This is a genomic window from Thermodesulfovibrionales bacterium (assembly GCA_035686305.1).
GTDB lineage: Bacteria > Nitrospirota > Thermodesulfovibrionia > Thermodesulfovibrionales > UBA9159 > DASRZP01.
Genome location: DASRZP010000073.1, coordinates 1 through 16655 on the forward strand (window position 1 = coordinate 1; position 16655 = coordinate 16655).

Below are 16655 nucleotides of genomic sequence, written 5' to 3' on the forward strand. Positions count from 1 at the left end.
ACATCCATCCCTACATACTTCGTGGTATACTGATGCATAACCTGTCCTCCTTAATTGTGGCTCTGAGCCTTTGGTTTTTCCGACCTTAAAGCTTAACCCACGTGCCTTAAGGTAGGACAGGTTTAATACATTATGTCTAGCCGTATAATCCGCAAACCTCGGATGACGGTTCCCGGCATGACGATGGATTAATTGCCCGAAACCTTCCAGTCCGAATTACTTCTGAGCATTCCTGAATAGACCTCCCGAACCTTCTGTCACTCGGCTTTTACAAAAAATTTACAAAGATTAACCACAAATTTACAATTATCAGCTCTATAATTAATTATGACTATAAGATTCTTTGCTGTTGGACAACCTATAAGAGTGTTTCTTTTTTCTGTTTTCCCGCTCCTGAGGGAGAAATTTGACAGACATTAGCTCTTCATCCCGATTATAGATTTTTCTGAAATCTCGGCTTGAAAAGGAGGTGAAAAGAATGGGTAATGAAGGTTTAAGGAAAAAGGCTCTGTATGCTGTTGTTGTGATGGCGATCGGGGCGGCAGCGCTTTTCTTTCTCCTCCTGGGGCCGCCAAAACTGCTGGCCAAATCAGAATCACCCATTTTTTGCTCGGGGTGTCACGTCATGGAATCGAATTATGAGGCATGGATTCACGCAGGCGCGCACAGGAGGAAGAAATGCGTGGACTGTCATCTGCCGAACCAGAATACGGCCTTCCATTACATCTGGAAATCCTTTGACGGCCTCAAAGATGTGGCGTTCTTCTATTCAGGGAGGGTGCCCGAACAGATCAAGCTGACCTCTCACGGTGCAAAGGTGCTCCAGGAGAACTGCATCAGGTGTCATGAGACCACAGTGGAGTTCATCAGCCACGAGAGGCAATGCTGGGAATGCCACAGGAGAATCTCGCATAAAAGGAGCGGATCGATAGAAACCTTATAAAAAAGGAGGCTCGCGATGAAAAAAAGGAAACGAATAACTCTGCTCTTGTTTGTAATGATTGCGGCAACCTTGATATTCCTCTATGGTTGTCCTCCCCCGAAGACCGAGCAGGTAAAGACCGTGAAGATCGCAGAAGGTGAGATAGACCCCACCAACTGGGGCAAGGCCTATCCTGCAGAATATGAGTTGTGGAAAATGACGGAGAAGCCTGAGCCGGCAGGAAAGAGCAAATATAAGAGAGGGTTTGATGCAGATCGAGTATCGTACGACAAATTGTCTGAGTTTCCTTATATGGCCCTGCTCTTTAACGGCTGGGGATTCGGCGTCGAGTATAACGAGCCGAAGGGACATGCCAACATGCTGCGCGACCAACTCGAAGTCGATCCCTCAAGGGTAAAGGCGGGCGGGGCCTGTCTCACCTGCAAGACCCCCTATGCCCCGAAACTTGCCAGGGAAAAGGGCCTCGATTACTTCTCAAAACCGTACAAGGAAGTCCTTGAATTCATCCCCGAGAATCACAGGACCCTCGGTGTGGCGTGTGTCGACTGCCACGACAACAAGGACATGACCCTGCGCCTATCGAGAGACTTCACGCTCAAGGTGGCATTGAAGGATATCGGCGTCGACCCTGACAAACTGTCCCGTCAGGAGATGAGAAGCGCGGTCTGCGGCCAGTGTCACGTCACGTATGTGGTACAGAAGGACAAGGACATGCATTCGGTGAATGTCTTCTTCCCGTGGCAGGGCAGCAAATGGGGGAATATAAAGATCGAGAACATCATCAAGAAGATACGGAGCGACGAATCCTACAAGGAATGGAAGCAGACGGTAACAGGCTTTAAAATGGCCTTCATCAGACATCCGGAGTTCGAACTCTTCTCGGACAACAGTGTTCATTGGAAGGCCGGAGCCTCCTGCGCCGACTGCCACATGCCCTATACGAAGGTCGGGACATACAAAGTCTCCAATCACCGCGTGATGAGCCCCCTCAAGAACGACATGAGGGCATGCATGCAGTGCCACTCCGAGAGTCCTGAATGGTTGAAGGACCAGGTGACCACAATCCAGGACAGGACAGCGTCACTCATGCTCCGTTCAGGTTATGCCACAGCCACCGTGGCAAAGCTCTTCGAAATCGCCCATAAGGCCCAGGCTGAAGGTAAGAAGATCGACCAGTCACTCTATGACATGGCCAAGGATTACTATGAAGAAGCCTTCTATCGCACCGTTTATGTGGGTGCGGAAAACTCCGTGGGCTTCCACAATCCGACGGAGGCAGCGAGGATCCTCGGCGACGCAACCGCCTTTGCAGGCAAGGCAGAAGGGATCCTGAGGCAGGCCCTCGCAAAGGCCGGCGTCGATGTGCCGGTAAAGGTGAATCTCGAGCTGAACAAGTACCTCGACGAGAGGGGGCAGAAGAAACTGAAATTCCAGAAAGACGTGGAATTCAAAGACCCTTACGGCGTTCAGGAAAAGCTCCTGACCGTCTCGCAGACGAAATAGACCGAGAGAGGGTGCCGGATCTCCGAGGTTCGGCACCCTCCCGACAGCCTCGACCGATCTCTCTAAAGGAGTGTACCATGAAAGAATCAGGACTCCTGCTTTGCCTAGTGCTCATGATTCTTCTTCCGGCAATCTTGTCCGCCGGAACTCCCAGAAAACATCCTTCCGTTCCTGAAGACCTGCCATGCTCAGAATGTCATGCTCCCCAAACTCAGGAATGGCAGAGCGGAAAACATGGTCTCGTAAATGTCGGCTGCGTCGTTTGCCATGGTGCTGCGGACAGAACCTTCGATGCAAGGCCCGACATCTATCGGTGTAGGGGATGCCATGGCTCTCAAGTCGTCGATGTGGAAAAGAATTTCCCTGCAGGGAAGAGAGACTGCTCTCTCTGCCATGATAGGCACTCAACAAGCACCCGGTTTCACAAGGAAAGGGGCAAGTGATGGACATGACCAGAAGGCAACTTCTCAAATACACAGCGGCAATTGCGGCAGCCTCTGCCGCTGGGCTTGACCTCGTCCTCCCCGAAGGGCTCACTGCGGCCGCTGCAGAGAGATGGGTCAAGGCCGTATGCAGGTACTGCGGTGCGGGCTGCGGTGTTTATGTGGGAGTCACGAAAGGAAGGGTCGTTGCCGTTCAGGGAGACAGGGACAACTGGAACAAAGGACTTCTCTGCATCAAGGGGTATTATCTCCCGCCGATCCTCTCTGCCGGCGACAGGGCAAAATATCCGCTCCTGAAGAAGGGCGGCTCCTTCAACCGGATTTCGTGGCAAGAAGCTCTGGATCTCATGACAGAAAAATTTGCAAGCTCCATAAGGGCTCATGGCCCTCATTCCGTTGCGTTCTACGGTTCCGGGCAGGCTTACACCGAAGAGTCTTATGTCATCAATAAACTCTTCAAGGGAGGCCTCGGGACAAACAATATCGACGGCAATCCGAGGCTCTGCATGGCATCTGCAGCAGTCGGCTATGTCTCAACCTTCGGCAAGGACGAGCCCATGGGCGCCTATGATGACATTAACCATGCCGATTGTTTCTTCATTATCGGATCGAATATGGCAGAGGCCCATCCCGTGTTGTTCGCGCTCCTCAATGAACGAAAGCAGAAAGGCAAGGACGTAAGGATCATCATGGCCGACCCCAGAAAGACCCTCTCTGCAAGGATCGCGGATCTTCACATGAGCTTTACCCCAGGCACTGACCTCGAGATTTTGCACGCCATGGCCCATGTGATCATCAAGGAGAATCTCTATAGCAAAGAGTATGTGAACAATCACCTCGTATTCAAGACGATAAAAGAGGACAAGCCCGAGAAGGTCTCCTTTGAGGAATACGTCAAGTTTCTGGAAGACTATACGCCCGAGAATGCCGAAAGAGTCACGAAGTGTCCGAAGGACGAAATCATCAGGGCAGCGCAGTGGTTTGCGAGGTCAAAGGCGACGACAAGCTTCTGGTGTATGGGACTGAACCAGAGGACAAGGGGAGTATGGGCAAACAACCTTGTCCATAACCTGCACCTCCTCACAGGACAGATATGCAGGCCCGGAGCGACAACCTTTTCCCTTACAGGCCAGCCCAACGCATGCGGCGGCGTCAGAGATGGCGGGCTTCTCAGCCACCTCCTTCCCTATGGAAGGCTCGTGACGAATGAAAAGGACAGAGAAGAGATGGAGAAATTCTGGGGTCTTCCCCAGGGAAGGATACATCCTAAACCCGGACCGACGGCCGTCGATATGTTCAGGGCCTTCGGCAAACGCGAAATTAAGGCTCTATGGATAGCCTGCACAAACCCCGGCCAGAGTCTCCCGAATCTCGATCCTTACAGAAAGGGCATGGAAGGCAAGGAGACCTTCCTCGTCGTATCAGAAGCGTACCATCCCTCAAAGACCTCAGAGCTTGCAGACCTTGTGCTCCCTGCAGCATTATGGGTCGAAAAGGACGGGACCTATGGCCAGTCCGAACGAAGGTACCAGTACATTGAAAAGGCGGTCGATCCTCCTGCTGAGGCAAGACCGGACCTTATGGTCATGATAGATTTTGCGCAGCGGATCATGAAGGCCCTCGGCAGGGAGGATGAGGCCAGAAGACTCTTTGCCTTCAAGAATTCAGAGGACGTATGGAATGAAATCCGCCAGTGCTCAAGAGGCACCGCCTACGACTTTATGGGCATGACAAGGGCGAGACTCAAAAAAGCCCACGGAATACAGTGGCCATGCCCGACAGAAGACCATCCCGGGACAATGAGGAGATACACGGCCAGGCACGGCGACCCTCTTCTGAAGAAGTTTGACCCCCAGGCCATCGATGTCTCATTTTACGGGGCAAAGGCAGACGGCAACAGGGCCACTGTCTGGCTCAGGCCCTATAAAGGTCCTGCCGAGCCAGCTGACGCTGAGTATCCCTTCGTTTTATCCACGGGGAGACAGCTCGAGCATTGGCATACCGGCACGATGACCTTCAGCGTCCCTGAATTAAAGAGGGCAGCGCCTTCCGCCTATGTAGAGATCAATACAGCCGATGCCCGGAAGATCGGTATCAAACACAGGGATAAGGTGAAGATTACCTCAAGGCGGGGATCAATCGTCATTGAGGCAAAGGTGGTTGATGTGCCGAGGGACGGTATGGTCTATGTCCCTTTTCATTATCCTGACAAACTGATTAATCTCCTTACCACAGACGCCTACGACGCCCTTTCAAGACAGCCCGAATTCAAGATCTGTGCCGTCAGGATCGAGAAGGCATAGTATGCCGGTTGCAGGCGCCGTTGTCGATATTCAGGAGGGTTCGAGCGAGGCTGTATTGAAGAGCCTCGCTCTCATAGACAATGTGAGTGTCTATGGTGTCAAGAACAACAGGATCGTAGCCGTTATAGAGGATGCCGGCATGCCGGGCATGGAGGAGACAATAACGCGGATATATGCCATTGAACATGTTATCGGCATCTATCCTGTTTACGCTGGAGGCTATGAGGGACCGTAACCTGCTGAGACCCCCCGGCACCGGTCCCGAGCATCTCTTTATCTCCCGGTGCATACGGTGCGCCAGGTGTGTTGAGGTCTGTCCTTATGGGTCGATAAAGATTGCAAGACTCTTGGACGGATTGTCTGCCACGGGCACTCCGGTAATCAAGCCGCGGGGCATGCCCTGTTATCTCTGTATGAAATGTCCGGCGGTATGCCCGTCAGGCGCCCTCGATCGCCGCGTCAGGAGCAGGCGAGAAGTCAGAATGGGCATCGCTCAGGTAAAGAAACAAGACTGTCTCGCCTGGCAGAATACCATATGCAGGAGCTGCTATCAGAGCTGTCCGATCTTTGATGAGGCTATCACACTGGACGGGGCCTTGCGGCCCGTCGTCGATGAGAAGAAATGTGTAGGCTGCGGCATCTGCGAGCATGTCTGCCCTGTTGAACCTTCAGCGATCACCGTAAAGTCAGGGGGCAGGAGATGGGGCTGACGGTCTTCAGAAGGGTTACCCAGGTGTCGGCGATAGCATTCATAATAGCAATCCCTTTGCTGAGCAGGGACGGAATAACCTTTCTTGCGGGAAACCTCTATTCCCTTGCAATAGGCCCTGTCACCGTTGCCGATCCTCTCATCGGTTTTCAGGTGATCATCTCGACCCTTTCCTTCGAGAAAACTCTCCTCCTTTCTATGATCATACCCCTGTGCCTCGCACTGGTCTTCGGGAAGGTCTTCTGCAGCTGGATCTGTCCGCAGAATACGATCTCAGAGTACATCGATTTCCTCTCAAGAAAAACGGGGATGAGAAGGCTCTTTCTCATGCCTGTTACAGCAAAACCGCGGTACGTGATCCTCATGGTTCTGTTTTTGCTGACGCCTCTTGCCGGGTTCCCCCTCGCGGCAATTCTATCAGCTCCCGGCATCATCTCGCTCCAACCGGTGAGATATGTCTATGAAGGCGCGGCCGGCTTGGAACTGGGTCTTATTGGCGCCATCGTTCTTGCCGAAATGCTCTTTGCGAGACGCCTTTGGTGCAACTACGTCTGCCCTATCGGGAGTTTTCTCGGGATATTCCGGCTGGGAATGACCCTCAAGGTTGTGCACAGAGGAGATAAGCCACAGCCCTGTATGAAATGCCTCGAGTGCGTGAAGGCCTGCCAACTCGGATTGAATCCGATGGGAGGGAAGATCTATCCTCTCTGTCACAACTGTGGCGATTGCGTCGCAGCCTGTGAAAGGATGAACGGCCCGGCGAAACCCCTTTCCTTCAGGTTTTCGCGAAATGCCTGAAGGAGGCAGCAAAACAGAACCGTAAGGGGAGGTGACGATGACCGGCATTATCGTTGAGGTGGAGGAAAAATACCGGGACAATCTCTCGAAGACCCTCGCTGGAATTCCCCATATCACCATCCATAGCCAGACCGGCAACCACATAGGACTCGTCGTAGACACCGATGACATCCACGTACTGACAGAAACCGCGAAAGAGCTCCAGGGGATGAAGGGAGTGGTCGGGATCCATCCCGTCTTTTCTCAGGAATCCTTTCCTTTCTGACCCTATCCTTCACGCCATCTTCACTCTCCGCTTCTTTTCTCACAAGCATGATATAGGTCATAGCGCTCCTCCTGACCGTCGTTATAAACTGGTATCAGAAGATGCAAGAACAATAAGCCTGTCCGGCAAAGGAGGAAAGCGTTGGAACAGTATCTGAACAAGGGAATCAAGGAGATCATTCGGGAGTTTCCTCAGGTGGGGGATATCCTCAATGAGTTTCATATCGGCTGCGCCCCGTGCAACGTCGGCACATGTCTTCTGAAAGACATTGTGGAAGTCCACAATCTCCCCATCGAGGCAGAACGTGCGCTTATGGAGCGGATCAGCAGGGTCATCTACCCCAACCAGGCGGTCGAGGTCCCTATGATCGAAAGGAAAGCCCCCATGGCAAGCGGAGAGATAAAATACTCTCCGGCAATGAAGGCACTCGTGGACGAGCATACCGTAATCAAAAGGCTCCTCGCCCTCATACCGCAGATCCTCGAAGACCTCGATCTGACAAGGGAGGAGGACCGGAACCTCATCTTGGACGTCGTCGACTTCATCCGTTCCTATGCCGACCGTTACCATCACGCAAAGGAAGAGGATATCCTTTTCAAGGCATTTGACGAAGGTCTCGAAATCGTGAAGGCGATGCATGAAGAGCACAGGATCGGGAGAGGGCACGTAAAGGCGGTGATGGAGGCCGTCGAGACAGAAGACACCCGGTCGGCAGAAGATCACCTGACGTCATACGGACAACTCCTTGCAGGACACATCAGGAAGGAGGATGAGGTTCTCTATCCTTGGATGGACAGAAACCTTTCGACGTCGCAGGTGGGCGCCCTCTTTGCCCGTTTTGCTGAGACCGACAAGAGATTCAGTGACACTTCTGTCAGGCAGAAGGAGTTCATTAGATCGCTCGAAACAAAATTCAGCCATAAGGAGGTAACAACACATGTTTAGCGGATGCCCAGGATCACAGGCAGTCGATTTCAGGACAAAGGAGGCGCAGGAAGATGCTCCTGCAACAAGGGTTCAATCACAGCTCAGGCAATGGCCGATTCAGCTCCATCTCGTCTCGCCCGTCGCGCCCTATTATCAGGGAGCGGACGTGCTCTTGACAGCGGACTGTGTCGCCTATGCACTCGGCAATTACCATACCGACTATCTGAAGGGAAAATCTCTGGCCATAGCGTGTCCAAAACTCGACAGCAGCCAGGAGGTCTATTACGAGAAGATCAAGAGCTGGATCGAAGACGCCAAGATCAACACCCTCACGATCATGATCATGCAGGTCCCCTGCTGCTCTGGTCTTTTGAAAATAGCCGAACAGGCGGCAAAGGATTCGAACAGGAAGGTCCCGATCAAGTATAGCGTGGTCGGTCTTCAGGGTGACATCCTGAAAGAGGAATGGTTGTAAGTTCAAGGAGGCTGCGGCCCTGTCACCAGGACCGTAGCCTTTCTTTTTTTACCAACCAAACCTCAAGTCAGACCTCGCAAATTCATTGCCATAGTAGAAGCCGTCGATGTCCTTCATGCTGACGGTGATCCCTGCTTTCCGGAAGAACCGGTCCCAGCCTATCCTGGTTATCCATTCCTTGATCCTCTCGTCCGGCTCTGCATCCCCTATCCATGCGTCCATAATCTGCACCACGGCCTTCACAGCCGCTTCCCATCGGGGAGGGTCATTGGGTATGTAAGGGATGACGACTCTTCCGAGATCGGGACCGCTGCCGGTGTTGGATGCCTTGCCACCCACGGACACGGCAAAGCCGTCGAGTTTCGGATCCCCGGTCAATATGGACTCACAGTGCATCGTGCAGGCACCGCAATGAATGCATTTCTCAGCGTTGATCGTAACGCTTTCCTTGCCCTTCGGTTTTATGGCGCCTGTGGGACAGCTATGGATCACCGTAGGCTGCTCACAGATCTTGATCTTGTCCTCAAGGACGATCGGAAGATCCCTGTGGACACCGATGATGCCGATATCGGCCATGAGCGCCTCTTCTATGTTGGCGCACCCGCCGATATTGATCTTCAGCCATGCAGGAAGCCTTTGATCCCTGAAATCTTCGATGAGCGCGTCGCCAAGGGCCTTAGCGATACCGGGCGAGTCTGTGGCAGGAAGATTGCAATGAATCCAGCTCGGACATGCCATGATATTATGGAGGGAGTTCTTTGTCCCGCCCACGGGGAATCCGAGCGCCTCCACCTCTTCTACTAGTTCGTCGATCTTCTGAGAATTCACGTCCACAAACTCAAAGGAGTTTCTCAGGGTAATCCTGAAATACCCTCCCGAGTACCTGTCGGCAAGGTCACAAAGATTAAGCATGGAGGCGACGCTGATCCTGGAAGGCGGCATTGCCGTTCTCACCGTATAACATACGTCGCCTGACTCTGCGATTCGTTTTATGACTCCCGGTCTCACAACCTCATGGGTGTCCCATTTCCCGTAATTCTTCAGGATTACCTGCGGGATATTCTCCTCAACAGACGGTACGCCTACACCACCGACCTTACTCATTTCGCACGTCCTGTCTCTTCGACGTCCCAGTGATAAAAGGTATTCCTCCTCGGTGAAGAGAAATGCATCGTAGATGGTTCAACTCCGCAGTATTCAAGGAACTTGTCGAAACCGAGACGCTGCATCATGTCCCCTATCCTCTCCTTTTTTCTGCCGTGTTCATCATAGACCTCGCAGATCTTACCGTATGCCTGAACGAGTTCCCGGTAGTCAGGAGGGGTTGCCTTCACAAAGGGGAAGACCACCTTCCCCTTCATCGGTCCGTATCTCCCCTTCATCTTGCCGCCTGCAGTCAAGGCAACACCCCGGTCATCTCCAGGTTTAATGGCAGGCACCCGGTTGATGCAGTACATGCACCTGACGCACCTGTCCCCGTCGATCTCGAGTTTCTTGCCGTCCCACTTCATGGCGTCAGGCGGACAGTGGTCACAGACCCACTCGATGTTGCCGCCTGCCTTGACCCACTCTGCGAGTCTTTCCTGGTCCACCTTCGGCAGGTCCCTGAAGACGCCGATAATTCCGATGTCGCCGTGGAGAAGCGCTTTCCCGCAGTCATTCGGACAGCCCGCCATCTTCGTCTTGATCTTGAAGGGAAATCTCGGATACTGGATGTCGTCGATGTAGTGCTTCGTCATGAAGTGTTTGATTCGAGGGGCGTCCATGGTCGCATATTCGCAGAGGGCCGGGCCCATACAGTCAGGGATGTTCCGAATCGCGTCCCCTGCCGACCCGACATCATAGCCCATGGAATTGAGCTCAAGCGTGACGGCCTTCATCTGGTCATCGTTCATGATGCCGCAGATCTCGATATTGGAGTTCGTCGTGAGCACATGCAGGGAGCTATCACCGTGCTTGTCTGCGAGCTCGCATATCTTTCTGAAAGCCGTAGTTGTATAGAAATTGCCGGGATTACCGAGCACCCTAATGAGGTGTGAATGACTTATGATGTCCGGCCTCCTCGACTTTCTCGCGATCGCCCCTGAGCCTAGGCCGGGCACCGATGACATGCCGCCATGCCCCCACTGCGTCAATCCCTGCCTCATCCCCTCTTCATACATCATGAGGGGGTAGCGTGTCTTCTTCAGCTCCTTTGCGTGGCTGGGCCAAGGGCCTTCCGAGAGTGCATCCATGAGCGGGGTCTCACTCTCTTTTTCAGCAGTGAACTCTCCGCCCGGATGTGTTAACAATTCATTTGGCATACGTACCTCCCTTTGGGTTTATTCCATCTTAATGTTATCTGCATTACGACGAATAGTATATGATCTGTATCATATAGTGACCTTCCTGTTCTCAAAACTATCTTGTTCGTGAAGGCGGGCTTGGTGAGAAGCCCTGTGCGTGATACCCTTCATAGTTGCCGACTACAGCTGTATGCTCAATGCGGGAGATCTCTCTCGGTGAAGTCCTCGGAGGACCTTACTTCCGGATACTCATCGCATATACAGGGATTCAATCCATGCCTGCCTTACGCTTGTTTGCAGCAGGTTGACTACCACCGTATCAGGACGAATACTATTGACAGGAACCCTCTCTTAAGGTATATCTTAATCATCATTTTTCGTTACGGCAGGCTGGGATGAAAGAGAGCAGTGATCTGAGTTTGCTTGTTGAGGAGGCTGTTAGAGACCACGGAAAACTCCGGAACATCATATCCCTTCTCTATGATGACGATATGGCACGGCGCTTTGCAGCGGCAAAGGCATTGGGAGAGATCGCGAGAAGAGAACCGGAGCTCATGAAACAGAGATGGGAACGCATCTTCAGGGCCTTTGACGACACCATGAGCTGCTGGGGAGCGGCCGAGGCCCTGGGAGAGGTGGCAAGGAACCTGCCGCACCTCAGAGGGAAGATCATCCTTTTTCTGAGGGGATTCAGGAGAGACGAGTGCAGTTGTCAGGGGTATATATGGGCGATGTGCAGAATCTGTCAGGTCGACAGGGGCAGGACCGGCGACTTCATCCCTGAGCTGGAAGAGTTCCTGAATTCGCCGAATGTCTGCATGACAGGACAGGCTCTCTGGGCATTGGGCGAACTTCAGATAAAAGAATTGGCGGGAAGGATGAAAGGCTTCCTCGGGGATCAAAGGGAGATATGGTTCTATGAGAACGATTCCGTCTCAAGAAAACATATCGGCACAATCGCGGAAGAAGCGCTCAAGAAGATGGGAATTGAGTGATCATGCTTTGGGGCGCCATACCTGTTGCATTACAACCAGATCTCATCGGAAGGAAAGCGGAAATGAAGCCCCTTGAACCCTATGTTTTTCTGAAACAGAAAAGGTATTGGATATTTTCCTCTGTCATTTTCATCCTGATGGCTGCTCGCACACTCACCGGCATCTGGTTAGGCGATTTTTGGGAGCATGCTGCAGTTATCCGGGAGCTTACCACAAACCTCCTCTCGCCAAGGCACCCCCAACTTCTCGTGGACGCCCCTCACGCCTTTTTTTCGCCATACAGCGTCGGGGTCGCACTCATCTCAAGGTTGATGAATCTTGACTCTGTATCCTCACTTGCCCTCGTAGGGCTGGCGAATCTCGTCTTATTTCTCATCGCATTCCGGTGGTTCATTGTCCGCCTCTTTGAGAGTGATGGTGAGGCGATATCTTTTTATGCTCTTTTCTTTGTCCTAGTCCTCTGGGGAGGGGACCCGTGGTTCTGGAGCGCATTTTTCCATATAGCTGTCCTTGGCTTCGTCCTGCCATATCCCTCAACTTTTGCCTCCGCACTCATGCTCGCCTCGTTCGCGCTTTACTTGAGTTACCTGAAGAATGGGAAGAAGGTCTATTATGTGCTGCTCATCCCGGTTATGAGCGTGGTCTTTCTCTCTCACCCCACCACTGCAATCGTGATGTGCGTTGCCTTGGTTTCTTTTTCTCTTGGCTATTTGGAGAGGGTTTCGTTGCGGAACATTATAACCCTCTTCGCCGCTTTCGCTATGTCTTTCTGCTTGGCCTCTGTCTGGCCGTATTACAGCTTTCTCGGTCTCATCACGGGCCAGGCGCCCGACTTTCACAGGCAAAGCAGGTTGCTGTATCAGCAGGTCCTCGAGAGAACATTTCCTGCCCTCGTCGGTATCCCTATTCTTACTATCAGGCTGAAGAAGAATATCCTTGACCCCATAGCCGTAACCTTTTTTGGCTTGGCCATGGTTTATTTCTACGGGTATGTCTCGAACCAATGGGGGTATGGCAGAGTCATATCACACATGATGATGATGCTTCAAATCTCCCTTGCCTGTCTTGCGGCCCAGTTCGAGTCCAGGTGGTTATCGCGCACAGTCGTGAAGCTGAGTTATGCAGGCATGTTCTTGCTCTCCCTTATTTTTATTCTCAATATTCTTGCGTACAAAAGGGATGATAGCCGGAAATACTCGTTCCTTTCCCACTATGTAAGACAGTATGACCTTGTCTTGTCAGACCTGGAAACGAGCAGGTATGTCCCTGCCTTTGGAGGCAAGGTTATTGCGAACCCCTATCCGTTCTACTTCGTTCCAGATTATGCGGCTAGGAAGAGGGACCTCGTGCATTTTTTTGATCAGGCAACCACCAATCAGGAGAGGATGGAGATTATCAGGAAATATCAGCCGGCTTTTCTGCTCTACAAGAGGGCTTTTTCAAGGACAAGCCTCTCGCTATATGATTCTCTGGGGCAGTTCGGCAAGGTCATCTATTCAGACGGGGATTTTATATTGCTGTCTTTGAAGAAAATATCAGATTGATCCTTGGGCTAAATGCTCTGCTTTTCTCATTTTGAAGTAATAGGGACTCAAGGCGAAGTTCGCATCACAAAGTCATGTCAGGTGAAGGATAAAAAACCTCTTCGGCCACAAAAAAGCGTCTTGAACGCCGGTAAGGTATTTCCTCAGAGCTAGGCAGCAACTGTTCACCGTAGACGTGTTCATAAGGCACGGAAAATCAGTCTGCAACATGTGTTTTCAGCGAAACCAAGAATGCTTCAAGCCTCTCTTTCTTTTCAGGGCTCATGGCGAGAAACTTAACGGCAATCTTTATCCTTTCGCTGTCGAGAACTGCCTCCGCTGCCTGTATCCTGATCGTGAATCCCTCGATCCCGGAAACTTGCTGCTGACCCTCGTCGTCTTTGAGATCGATCACGATCTTTTCGAGGATTTGGGGAAGAGTGTTCTTTCTGCTGAAATAACTGGAAAGCCCGCCAAGACTGATGTCAATGAGATTCCCGCGAACCTGGTTCGATCTAAACCTCAGGGAAACCGGAGTACTTGCGGTGATCCGCTCATGTTCCCTCATGTTACCTACTCTCGAACTTATTCGTAACCGCGTTCATTTTTTGAATAAGCACATCGGTCGTGAAGGGTTTGATGATATATCCATTCCGGCCTAACTGAATTGCCTTCATGACATTTGCTTTATCGTCGACCGCTGTGAGCATTATTAATGCGCAGTAAGAGTTTAGCCGATTAAACTCTCGTATAGCCATCCGCAAAAGACTTGTCAATAATAGGCGCTCCAGAGGGTCACTATCGTATTAATGATGGCCCTATCTCGTCTAGGAAGTATTTACGCTCAGCTTTCCTCACTTCCTCCGCTTCAAAATATTATACGCTCCGGATATGCCCAAGCCTAGAGCTGTCAGAAGCGCACCCCAAGGAGTAAAGAACGGGACGTCTACTAGTAAATGATCATCTGGCTGAGCCAAAGCATTGCTCGATAATAAAAGAACCAAGACAACAGAGGACAGGATATAACTCTTTTTCATTCTTGACACCTCCTTTCATGGAAGCAGCTTACTGCAAAGATTTGAATTCAATGGAAAGCCACCAGTTAGCTACCTTGCGGGAAGAATGGCTTTGTCGACAGCCTCCATTTCATAAAGTGTATCACGGAGCATCTTGACTGTCAATGTGAACTTTCCGAACTGTGAACTTTCCGAACTTTCAATGGCTAAATGAATAGAGACAATTCTGTATCGAGAGTTACTAGGGCAAAAGCCTACCCTAGTGTAGTGAGTCTAACGCTTCTTTACATATGTTTGACTGCATTTGGTGTCATTCCCGCGTAGGCGGGAATCCAGGCGCCCTTGTTTTCCAAAGAAAATGGATTCCCGATTACTACATCGGGAATGACGGGCAAGGAACTTTACGACGTTTCTTATGTAAAGGGACTTCTGAATCATTACACTAGTTGTTTAATGACAGATGTACTCGGAAAATTCAATCGTGATCTTGTTGCGAGAACTTCTATCGGTAACTGTTATTATCTCAAAACACCAACCTCTCAAGATTGTAGCCATCGAAATATGTGATGCTCTCGATAGTCGGGGATCGTCACGACTGAGAAGATCCTCAATAAGATATTCAGTGAGTTCTGCATAGGCAAGTGGGAGAGCCTTCGTCCTTACTTGCGGAACCTCAGGAAAAGAAAGAGACCGATGAGAAAAGGCTCAAACCGTATCACCATATTGTCGGTAAAGCTCCAGAGAAACTGATAGAGGAGGGTGGTCGGTGTCCCAGATTTTTGGATAGCCCTGTCAGTCAGAACATCCGTCAGTTCCTTAGCCTCGAGGGAGAAGAGATAGAGAAGGTGGACGGAGAGGAGGAGCGAGAGCGCCTCTCCATACGCCCTGGGTTTCCTGCGCAGAAAAGGGTAGAGTGAAGCCATGATCGCAAAGGTCAAAGGGGCATTGAAGGTATAGGAGGATATCTTCACCGGAATGTCGATAAGGATATCTGACCCATGTCCCAGAGGGGCGAAGGTCACCTCGACCCCATCCCTTTCATGGGTCATCTCCTGAAACTTTACATCCTTGATACCGGCAACGAGCTTGGATGCAGCATAGATGGTTCCTCTTCCGTAGGAATCCTTCACGGTTATCCAAAAGATGAGGAAGAGGAGATAGGAGATAAGAAAGACACCGATCGCCTTGAGGATGACGCGCCTATGCTGTCTTATCATTTCTTGCATAATCGAGGTAGAGAAAGAAGAGTCCGAGTGAGACGGCGATCATCATCCCCTGAGCCACATAGATATGGAGGTATTCAAAGAGGCCTTTGAAGTGGAGAGCGGCATATGCCAGCGATGCTATCCTCAGGATGTTTATCACCTGGATAACGAAAAAGCCTAATGCAATGCCGATGATCTTCTTCTTCGCCGTTGACGGAAATGCTATTACAGCGACTGAGTAAATCATCACCGCTTCAAGACCGTTGCATCCGAACTTGACATCAAGGGATATTGACGGCAGACGGATCACAGAGCCCTGATAACTGCAGGGAATGCTCATAAAGCGAAGAAGATCGGAGGTGGTTCGCACCACGCCCTGCGTGTAGATACCGTTCAGATCGATCATGTCCTGTATTGGTTTGAGCCCTATAAGAAGAAAGAACCCGCCCATGAGGGCAAGGTATGTTGTCGCAAAGCGGCCGATGCTCGGACGACCGGTCTTCTTCTCCTTACCGCCCTTGGCAGCCTTATCGGTTCTTTTCTTCTGCATGCCATTTCGAGAAAGCTAAAATAACGTCTACTACTATACCATACCGCCGTCATCCTCTATCTTTTCCGTCGCCTCAGTGGCAACGAGAGGGTAATTACAATTCCTTAATTTGTTTCTTTATGCCGCCTATGAATCCTGTCCAAACAATTCCTGCCCAATAGGTGGCAAAAAAAAGGATGACACCCAAAAGAAAAGAGGTGACTACTACGGCAATGTCCAGAACCCCAGCACCATCGGAAAAAAAAGTTGCTCGATAAGTTTCAAAAGATCGTCGCTTCGCCACCGAATGGGATCTATCATCGAGAATAGCAAAATCAATGTGATTTCTGTTTAGATATGGTTTATTTTAAGCGTCATTCTGTTGCAATATGTTGAGGAAGGATATTTATTAGAAGTGTTCTCTTCGACTTTGGTAGAATCAGGGCCAACCAATCACGTTTCGCGATAAAATAGAGAGACAGAAGCTGAGTGCATTTGCTAAGAGACTCCAGCTGAAATAGCGCCTAAGCCCAAAAATACGCATATATGCCGCTTCGACCATGACAGCAAATGTCTCGCAGGCGATAACCATCTTCACATATGAATCAGGAATCAAAGCAGGAAATACGAACCAGACTATCGGATGTGTAATTGTGCTGGCGCCAAACGCGACAGCGACTCTTTTTGATCTTGAGAAGTTTACTTCATTAAGAGCATAGGTATAGAGGGGGACTTC

19 protein-coding genes are annotated in these 16655 nt (G+C 51.0%); 11 read left to right on the top strand and 8 right to left on the bottom strand.

Features of this window, described 5'->3' with window-relative positions; translation table 11 throughout:
* The first annotated feature begins 478 nt into the window (after positions 1-478).
* Both nrfH and VFG09_08565 read left to right on the top strand, forming a co-directional pair.
* Positions 479-943, top strand: coding sequence for a cytochrome c nitrite reductase small subunit (gene nrfH / locus VFG09_08560; GenBank protein HET6515198.1), 465 nt, complete (start codon positions 479-481; stop codon positions 941-943).
* Positions 944-958: 15 nt separating this feature from the next.
* The gene (locus tag VFG09_08565) at positions 959-2446 is read left to right on the top strand and encodes an ammonia-forming cytochrome c nitrite reductase subunit c552 (protein ID HET6515199.1); all 1488 of its coding nucleotides are present in this window, start codon (positions 959-961) and stop codon (positions 2444-2446) included.
* 188 nt (positions 2447-2634) lie between these two features.
* On the opposite strand, the gene VFG09_08570 is transcribed toward VFG09_08565, so the two are convergent.
* The gene (locus VFG09_08570) at positions 2635-2841 is read right to left on the bottom strand and encodes a hypothetical protein (GenBank protein ID HET6515200.1); all 207 of its coding nucleotides are present in this window, start codon (positions 2839-2841) and stop codon (positions 2635-2637) included.
* A gap of 47 nt (positions 2842-2888) precedes the next feature.
* Between VFG09_08570 and VFG09_08575 the strand changes: the two genes are divergently transcribed.
* The 7 genes from VFG09_08575 to VFG09_08605 all read left to right on the top strand — a co-directional run bounded on the left by VFG09_08575 (position 2889) and on the right by VFG09_08605 (position 8366).
* Entirely contained in the window at positions 2889-5192 is a 2304-nt protein-coding gene (locus VFG09_08575) for a nitrate reductase (GenBank protein ID HET6515201.1), read from the top strand.
* Between the two features lies 1 nt (position 5193).
* Positions 5194-5427 (top strand): chaperone NapD, encoded by a 234-nt coding sequence (locus VFG09_08580; GenBank protein HET6515202.1) that lies wholly within the window; start codon positions 5194-5196, stop codon positions 5425-5427.
* Positions 5414-5902, top strand: a complete 489-nt coding sequence (locus tag VFG09_08585; GenBank protein ID HET6515203.1) for a 4Fe-4S dicluster domain-containing protein — start codon at positions 5414-5416, stop codon at positions 5900-5902. The genes VFG09_08580 and VFG09_08585 overlap by 14 nt, the downstream gene beginning before the upstream one ends.
* Positions 5893-6699, top strand: a complete 807-nt coding sequence (locus VFG09_08590; GenBank protein ID HET6515204.1) for a 4Fe-4S binding protein — start codon at positions 5893-5895, stop codon at positions 6697-6699. The genes VFG09_08585 and VFG09_08590 overlap by 10 nt, the downstream gene beginning before the upstream one ends.
* Positions 6700-6736: 37 nt before the next feature.
* Positions 6737-6964 (top strand): chaperone NapD, encoded by a 228-nt coding sequence (locus VFG09_08595; protein ID HET6515205.1) that lies wholly within the window; start codon positions 6737-6739, stop codon positions 6962-6964.
* Between the two features lie 141 nt (positions 6965-7105).
* The gene (locus VFG09_08600) at positions 7106-7909 is read left to right on the top strand and encodes a hemerythrin domain-containing protein (protein HET6515206.1); all 804 of its coding nucleotides are present in this window, start codon (positions 7106-7108) and stop codon (positions 7907-7909) included.
* Positions 7902-8366 (top strand): hypothetical protein, encoded by a 465-nt coding sequence (locus VFG09_08605; protein HET6515207.1) that lies wholly within the window; start codon positions 7902-7904, stop codon positions 8364-8366. Before VFG09_08600 ends, VFG09_08605 begins: the two co-directional genes overlap by 8 nt.
* A gap of 48 nt (positions 8367-8414) precedes the next feature.
* On the opposite strand, the gene dsrB is transcribed toward VFG09_08605, so the two are convergent.
* Positions 8415-9470 carry a dissimilatory-type sulfite reductase subunit beta gene (dsrB, locus tag VFG09_08610; GenBank protein HET6515208.1) on the bottom strand — a complete coding sequence of 352 codons (1056 nt, stop codon included), beginning with the start codon at positions 9468-9470 and terminating at the stop codon, positions 8415-8417.
* Positions 9467-10669: a hypothetical protein gene (locus tag VFG09_08615; protein ID HET6515209.1), complete on the bottom strand. Its 1203-nt coding sequence runs from the start codon at positions 10667-10669 to the stop codon at positions 9467-9469. Before VFG09_08615 ends, dsrB begins: the two co-directional genes overlap by 4 nt.
* 377 nt (positions 10670-11046) lie before the next feature.
* On the opposite strand from VFG09_08615, the gene VFG09_08620 reads away from it, so the two are divergent.
* Together VFG09_08620 and VFG09_08625 are read left to right on the top strand one after the other, a co-directional pair.
* Positions 11047-11646: a hypothetical protein gene (locus VFG09_08620; GenBank protein HET6515210.1), complete on the top strand. Its 600-nt coding sequence runs from the start codon at positions 11047-11049 to the stop codon at positions 11644-11646.
* A gap of 62 nt (positions 11647-11708) precedes the next feature.
* On the top strand, positions 11709-13190 hold the full coding sequence (locus tag VFG09_08625) for a hypothetical protein (GenBank protein HET6515211.1): 1482 nt from the start codon (positions 11709-11711) through the stop codon (positions 13188-13190).
* Positions 13191-13386: 196 nt separating this feature from the next.
* Here VFG09_08625 and VFG09_08630 read toward each other — a convergent pair whose 3' ends face one another.
* The 5 genes from VFG09_08630 to VFG09_08650 all read right to left on the bottom strand — a co-directional run.
* Positions 13387-13737: a PilZ domain-containing protein gene (locus tag VFG09_08630; protein ID HET6515212.1), complete on the bottom strand. Its 351-nt coding sequence runs from the start codon at positions 13735-13737 to the stop codon at positions 13387-13389.
* 286 nt (positions 13738-14023) lie between these two features.
* Positions 14024-14206, bottom strand: a complete 183-nt coding sequence (locus VFG09_08635) for a hypothetical protein (protein ID HET6515213.1) — start codon at positions 14204-14206, stop codon at positions 14024-14026.
* A gap of 638 nt (positions 14207-14844) precedes the next feature.
* A complete protein-coding gene (locus VFG09_08640) occupies positions 14845-15402 on the bottom strand; it encodes a hypothetical protein (protein ID HET6515214.1) in 558 nt (185 codons plus the stop codon).
* Positions 15386-15940, bottom strand: a complete 555-nt coding sequence (gene xrtH, locus VFG09_08645; GenBank protein ID HET6515215.1) for an exosortase H — start codon at positions 15938-15940, stop codon at positions 15386-15388. The genes VFG09_08640 and xrtH overlap by 17 nt, the downstream gene beginning before the upstream one ends.
* 418 nt (positions 15941-16358) lie before the next feature.
* On the bottom strand, positions 16359-16655 hold a 297-nt coding region (locus tag VFG09_08650; protein ID HET6515216.1), incomplete at its 5' end, for a hypothetical protein.

What these genes read in the sequence shown, in the direction of transcription:
- VFG09_08605 (HET6515207.1), top strand. Translation starts at nt 7,902, where the DNA reads ATGTTTAGCGGATGCCCAGGATCACAGGCAGTCGATTTCAGGACAAAG.
- VFG09_08590 (HET6515204.1), top strand. Translation starts at nt 5,893, where the DNA reads ATGGGGCTGACGGTCTTCAGAAGGGTTACCCAGGTGTCGGCGATAGCA.
- dsrB (HET6515208.1), bottom strand. Translation starts at nt 9,470, where the DNA reads ATGAGTAAGGTCGGTGGTGTAGGCGTACCGTCTGTTGAGGAGAATATC.
- xrtH (HET6515215.1), bottom strand. Translation starts at nt 15,940, where the DNA reads ATGCAGAAGAAAAGAACCGATAAGGCTGCCAAGGGCGGTAAGGAGAAG.
- VFG09_08585 (HET6515203.1), top strand. Translation starts at nt 5,414, where the DNA reads ATGAGGGACCGTAACCTGCTGAGACCCCCCGGCACCGGTCCCGAGCAT.
- VFG09_08640 (HET6515214.1), bottom strand. Translation starts at nt 15,402, where the DNA reads ATGATAAGACAGCATAGGCGCGTCATCCTCAAGGCGATCGGTGTCTTT.
- VFG09_08595 (HET6515205.1), top strand. Translation starts at nt 6,737, where the DNA reads ATGACCGGCATTATCGTTGAGGTGGAGGAAAAATACCGGGACAATCTC.
- VFG09_08580 (HET6515202.1), top strand. Translation starts at nt 5,194, where the DNA reads ATGCCGGTTGCAGGCGCCGTTGTCGATATTCAGGAGGGTTCGAGCGAG.
- VFG09_08615 (HET6515209.1), bottom strand. Translation starts at nt 10,669, where the DNA reads ATGCCAAATGAATTGTTAACACATCCGGGCGGAGAGTTCACTGCTGAA.
- VFG09_08570 (HET6515200.1), bottom strand. Translation starts at nt 2,841, where the DNA reads ATGGCAGAGAGAGCAGTCTCTCTTCCCTGCAGGGAAATTCTTTTCCAC.
- VFG09_08630 (HET6515212.1), bottom strand. Translation starts at nt 13,737, where the DNA reads ATGAGGGAACATGAGCGGATCACCGCAAGTACTCCGGTTTCCCTGAGG.
- nrfH (HET6515198.1), top strand. Translation starts at nt 479, where the DNA reads ATGGGTAATGAAGGTTTAAGGAAAAAGGCTCTGTATGCTGTTGTTGTG.
- VFG09_08620 (HET6515210.1), top strand. Translation starts at nt 11,047, where the DNA reads ATGAAAGAGAGCAGTGATCTGAGTTTGCTTGTTGAGGAGGCTGTTAGA.
- VFG09_08565 (HET6515199.1), top strand. Translation starts at nt 959, where the DNA reads ATGAAAAAAAGGAAACGAATAACTCTGCTCTTGTTTGTAATGATTGCG.
- VFG09_08575 (HET6515201.1), top strand. Translation starts at nt 2,889, where the DNA reads ATGGACATGACCAGAAGGCAACTTCTCAAATACACAGCGGCAATTGCG.
- VFG09_08625 (HET6515211.1), top strand. Translation starts at nt 11,709, where the DNA reads ATGAAGCCCCTTGAACCCTATGTTTTTCTGAAACAGAAAAGGTATTGG.
- VFG09_08635 (HET6515213.1), bottom strand. Translation starts at nt 14,206, where the DNA reads ATGAAAAAGAGTTATATCCTGTCCTCTGTTGTCTTGGTTCTTTTATTA.